The 4,909-nt window shown below is 42.5% G+C and carries 6 protein-coding genes; 1 reads left to right on the top strand and 5 read right to left on the bottom strand.

Going from position 1 to position 4,909, the window contains the following annotated elements:
• The first annotated feature begins 707 nt into the window (after positions 1-707).
• Positions 708-986 (top strand): hypothetical protein, encoded by a 279-nt coding sequence (locus PN499_RS09965; protein WP_272031683.1) that lies wholly within the window; start codon positions 708-710, stop codon positions 984-986.
• A 9-nt stretch (positions 987-995) separates the two neighbouring features.
• On the opposite strand, the gene PN499_RS09970 is transcribed toward PN499_RS09965, so the two are convergent.
• From PN499_RS09970 to groES, 5 genes are all read right to left on the bottom strand, one after another.
• The gene (locus PN499_RS09970) at positions 996-1,322 is read right to left on the bottom strand and encodes a hypothetical protein (RefSeq protein WP_272031684.1); all 327 of its coding nucleotides are present in this window, start codon (positions 1,320-1,322) and stop codon (positions 996-998) included.
• 39 nt (positions 1,323-1,361) lie between these two features.
• Positions 1,362-1,745 (bottom strand): hypothetical protein, encoded by a 384-nt coding sequence (locus tag PN499_RS09975; protein ID WP_272031685.1) that lies wholly within the window; start codon positions 1,743-1,745, stop codon positions 1,362-1,364.
• Between the two features lie 212 nt (positions 1,746-1,957).
• Positions 1,958-2,323: a Tse2 family ADP-ribosyltransferase toxin gene (locus tag PN499_RS09980; protein WP_272031686.1), complete on the bottom strand. Its 366-nt coding sequence runs from the start codon at positions 2,321-2,323 to the stop codon at positions 1,958-1,960.
• Positions 2,324-2,545: 222 nt separating this feature from the next.
• Positions 2,546-4,186, bottom strand: coding sequence for a chaperonin GroEL (gene groL, locus PN499_RS09985; RefSeq protein WP_272031687.1), 1,641 nt, complete (start codon positions 4,184-4,186; stop codon positions 2,546-2,548).
• A gap of 141 nt (positions 4,187-4,327) precedes the next feature.
• Complete coding sequence (groES, locus tag PN499_RS09990; RefSeq protein WP_007353484.1) at positions 4,328-4,639, bottom strand: co-chaperone GroES; 312 nt, start codon at positions 4,637-4,639, stop codon at positions 4,328-4,330.
• Between the last annotated feature and the right edge of the window lie 270 nt (positions 4,640-4,909).

Raw genomic sequence — 4,909 nt, forward strand, 5'->3', positions numbered from 1 at the left:
TAAATTATCTCGAACAACATTCTGAACTCGTTCAAGAATTAATGAAGATAACTCCCAATAAACGTCGTTTTTACCAGCAGGGTATACGGGCTGGAATCCTGATTGGGTCTATTTCTTAGGCCTCTCTGTCACCCCCCCAGGATTTTATCGAGAAGGATTAACTTTAGCTATGAATTAAATAATCGAAGTAAAGCAGGGCTTATTATGTGAGGAAGATGGGCCTCTTCTTCATTTCTCACCCCCCTGCTTTTTATAACTTTTTCAGCAAGCCCTAATTACCAGCGAAAGTCGGCGACGTAAGTTACAAAGATTTTTGGATTTACCAAACTTAACTATTTCATTAATTTGGTTTCCATTAATTACTTATTGGTTGACAACTTATTGTCGTGTTGGTTAAAGTTTATCAATCGCGATCGACCGCAGTCAATGGGGGTGTATTAATCTGTTCATGGTGAGCTTAATCTGGGAGCGAAGAGCAATTCCATTATACTGGTCGCTGTTGCCAAAATTAGGAAACAGTAACTTGGAGGAACAAACTACAAATTTAGAGCAAATTTTACCATTATTTTCAGAATATAAAGTTATCGTTTTAGGAGACCCTGAATTTTGTTCTGTTGATTTAGGAAACTGGCTTAAATCAAAGGGTGTGTCGTTTTGCTTGAGACTCACTTGAAGGGAGCAGCCTCAAAGGAAACAGACTTATTAATATGATTCTCCTGATGACGCTTGCCTACACTTCGGCAATATTTCAAGGCACTGAATTGAGAAAAAAGCAGGTACAAAAATACATATCTCGTCGTAAAGAACCAAAGAAAAAATATCGTAGACGGAGTACATTTGGTGTTGGCGTAGATGCCGAAAAGTGGGTTGATTATCTAGAACAATATGCTTTGGAGATCCAACAGTTAATGAAGTTAACTCCTTCTAAACGTCACTTTTATGAACAAGGTCTGAGGGCTGCAACCCTGATTCGGTCTATATCCTAAGCCTCTTTGTCACCCCCCCAGGCGTTCAGCACGAATTCCGTCCATAATTTCCTGAAAATCTGGATCGTCTTTAAACACACCCGCAAATTGCATCCAGGCGGGTTCTGAAGCTTGAATCGGGACTTCCCAGGAAAGAGCTTCAATATGCTTAAGTCGTTCTAAAAATGTGGTTTGAATTTGGGTAATTGCTTCTTCCCGACTTGCTGCTTCAACTCGACATTGCGGAAACTCAAAAATAGAAGCAGAAATCTGTCCTGAAGAAAGGGTTTCTAACAGGAGTGTGACTTTCAATTCGCTAGAGGGTTCGGGTTGCAATATATTGAAGCTTGTTATCATGTTTAAATAATGCTGGGACAACTCATCTTTTTACCGCACTCAAGATTTGCTTACTGTGACTTCCTCACGCACAGATGTGGTAATGGCTTCTATCAAAAATAATCGCTCACTAATTGACAAATTAAGCGTTGATTTCACTAATTCTTGCAAAGATAATTCTTTTGTATTTTCTGAAGAATTATCATTCTGAACTGGCGAGACAGTATCATAAAAACTTAAACGTTTGACTGAAGTATTATGCTCTAAATTTTTCTTCATCTCTGCGAGTAGAAGCTCTAAAAATTTAATATCGTTCCCTAGATCGGCAGCCTCATCCTCATCCTCCTCTACATCTTCAATTACCTGCAAACGTTGTTGATAGGCATTGATTTGATGTTCAATGGCTTCTATAATAAACCTGAAATCTTTAAATGATAGATTCATGTTAGTTACCTTCCCAAGAATAAATTGAATAAATTGAATAAATGAATAAATGGAATAAATGAATAAGTGAATTTCTCTACTCTAATCAAAAATTTCAAATCTACTATTTTTTATGGTGATTCCTGTTACTTTATAGAAAAAACTAATCAAACATAGCATTAATTACATTTGTAGGTTGGGTTTTAAAACTTAAAACCCAACCTCTCACGAACTTATTCTAGTTTACAGAACAATGTGCCTATACTGTGAAGTAACTCTTTGTATTGCACTAGAGGCATCGGTCTACTTGGCTGGAATAACCAATGACCAGGACGGTCATTAACTAATTCCAGTTCTGATGGAATGTCAGTACCCTCGTCTAATTTCCACCAGTTTTTTCCTGAACCTGGAGTCTCAAAGGTTGATATTCCTTCTGAGCGCGATATTCCTCCTGATAACCTTCCTTCTTCTAAAATAAGCATAACCCATAATTCATCTTGCTGTTCATAAACGGTAATATCTTTATTGGGTCTGACATTATCCATTCTAGGTGAACTAGCATTCCCTTGTCGATACAGGGCAACGGGTGTTTGAGCCATTTTTTTAGGCATTTTAACTCCTCACAATTTTTAACATAAACGCAGGGTTTGGCCTTTTGGTATGACCTTGCGTTTTGAATATAAATGGTCAATTGTGGGAATTGCGGAATGATGAAATGAGCGTTTAGTTAATTTCGCTTCAGAGTTAAAGTTATGCCTATGCTAAAAACCGTTACCAAAATAACAGGGCAGGCCCAAAAGCCCGCCCCATCAAACTAGCGATTAGTAATCGAAATCACCACCGCCCATACCACCACCAGCACCAGCAGGAGCGCCATCCTTGGGCTCAGGCTTATCAACGACGATACACTCAGTCGTCAATACCATGCCAGCAATAGAAGCCGCATTTTGCAAAGCGGAACGAGTCACCTTCGCAGGGTCAACGATACCAGCTTCAAACATATCTACAAACTCATTAGTAGCTGCATTGAAACCAACATTAAATGGCTTCTCTTTCACGCGCTCGGCGATTACAGCACCATTCAAACCGGCATTCTCAGCAATCCGCTTCAGAGGAGCAGCCAGAGCCCGTGCCACAATCAAAGCACCGGTTAATTCTTCACCCTTCAGACTGCTATTTGCCCACTCTTCTAACTGAGGTGTCAGGTGAGCTAAAGTTGTACCACCACCGGGAACAATACCTTCTTCCACAGCAGCTTTAGTAGCGTTGATCGCATCTTCTAAACGCAGTTTGCGATCCTTCATTTCAGTTTCAGTCGCAGCGCCTACCTTGATTACAGCTACGCCACCGGCCAACTTAGCCAAGCGCTCTTGTAGCTTTTCTTTGTCGTAGGAAGACTCAGTTTCGTCCATCTGGCGGCGGATTTGTTCGCAGCGAGATTTGACAGCAGCTTCGTTACCTTCGGCGACAATTGTAGTGTTGTCCTTGGTGATAGCGATGCGGCGTGCTTTACCTAGCATATCCAGCTTGGTATTGTCAAGCTTCAAGCCAGCATCTTCGGTGATTACTTGACCGCCAGTCAACACGGCGATATCTTCAAGCATGGATTTGCGGCGATCGCCAAAACCAGGGGCCTTAACAGCAGTGACGTTCAAAACGCCGCGCAGTTTGTTGACAACCAGAGTAGCTAAAGCTTCTTTCTCAATATCTTCAGCGATGATCAGCAACGGACGACCAGCGCGTGCTACTTGTTCTAATACGGGAACTAAATCCTGTACCAGAGCGATTTTCTTGTCAGTTAACAAGATGAAAGGTTCTTCTAGAATTGCTTCCATCCGTTCAGTATCGGTGACGAAATAAGGAGAGATATAGCCTTTGTCAAAGCGCATCCCTTCAGTGATTTCGAGCTCGGTGGTCATGGATTTGCCTTCTTCGAGGGAAATCACACCTTCCTTACCGACTTTATCCATTGCGTTGGCAATCATTTGGCCAACTTCATCGTCGTTACCGGCGGAAATTGCACCAACTTGAGCGATCGCCTTGGAATCTTCTACTTGTTTGGCGTGTTCGGCAATCTTTTCTACTAAAAAGCTAGTCGCCTTGTCAACACCGCGCTTCAGAGCGATCGCGTTTGCACCAGCAGCTACGTTCCGCAGGCCTTCCTTGACCATAGCGTGAGCCAGAACAGTTGCAGTCGTGGTGCCATCGCCAGCAGCATCATTAGTTTTGGAAGCAGCTTGACGGATCAGAGCCACACCAGTATTTTCAACATGGTCTTCCAATTCAATTTCTTTAGCGATGGTAACGCCATCATTAACAATTTGAGGAGCGCCAAATTTCTTCTCTAGAACTACATTACGACCTTTAGGGCCGAGGGTGACGGCCACTGCTTCGGCCAGAATGTCCATACCGCGTTCTAGAGCGCGACGTGCATTTTCGTTGTAGATGATACGCTTAGCCATAGTTTTCGACTCCAGTAAGTGAAATTTGTTTGTAATTTGAAAAATTTGCTAATTGCTAATCGCTAATTGCTCTTAACCATTAAGCTAATGCCATAAGGAATTAACCCGCTAATTAGCCATTAGCCATTAGCCATTAGCTATTTAGTCAACGATCGCCAGAATATCTTTTTCGGCAAGTAAGACATATTCATCAGTGCCGAGTTTGATGTCGGTACCAGCGTACTTGGAGTAAAGAACCTTGTCGCCAACCTTGACATCCATTTCACAGCGAGTGCCGTCATCGTTGCGCTTGCCGGGGCCCACTGCTGCAATTTCCCCTACTTGGGGCTTTTCTTTGGCGTTGTCGGGTATATAAATACCACCAGCCGTCTTTTCTTCGCTAGCGCTTACTTTCACGAACACGCGCTCGCCTAACGGTTTAACGGTAGAAACACTTAGAGATACTGCTGCCATACAAAATCCTCGCTTATTACAGCCTTTGCAAATTTTTAAGAGTTAAGCCTTCCAGGGAGAGGGTAAGTATTTTTACTCTGCACCTTCTGCCTTTTGGCTTATTTCTTTGAGAGTTAGCACTCTCGACTCCTGAGTGCTAATTTAACTGGTTAAGGTGGCGATCGCAACTAATTTCTCAGTACGGGTTCCCGAACTAATTTAGGGGAGGACTTACACAAAACTCTTTGTAGAAGGGGCTAGGGGCTAGGGCTAGGGAAGAGAGAGGGAGGA

Origin of the sequence: Kamptonema animale CS-326, from assembly GCF_028330895.1 — a bacterium.
Classification (GTDB): domain Bacteria; phylum Cyanobacteriota; class Cyanobacteriia; order Cyanobacteriales; family Microcoleaceae; genus Kamptonema; species Kamptonema formosum.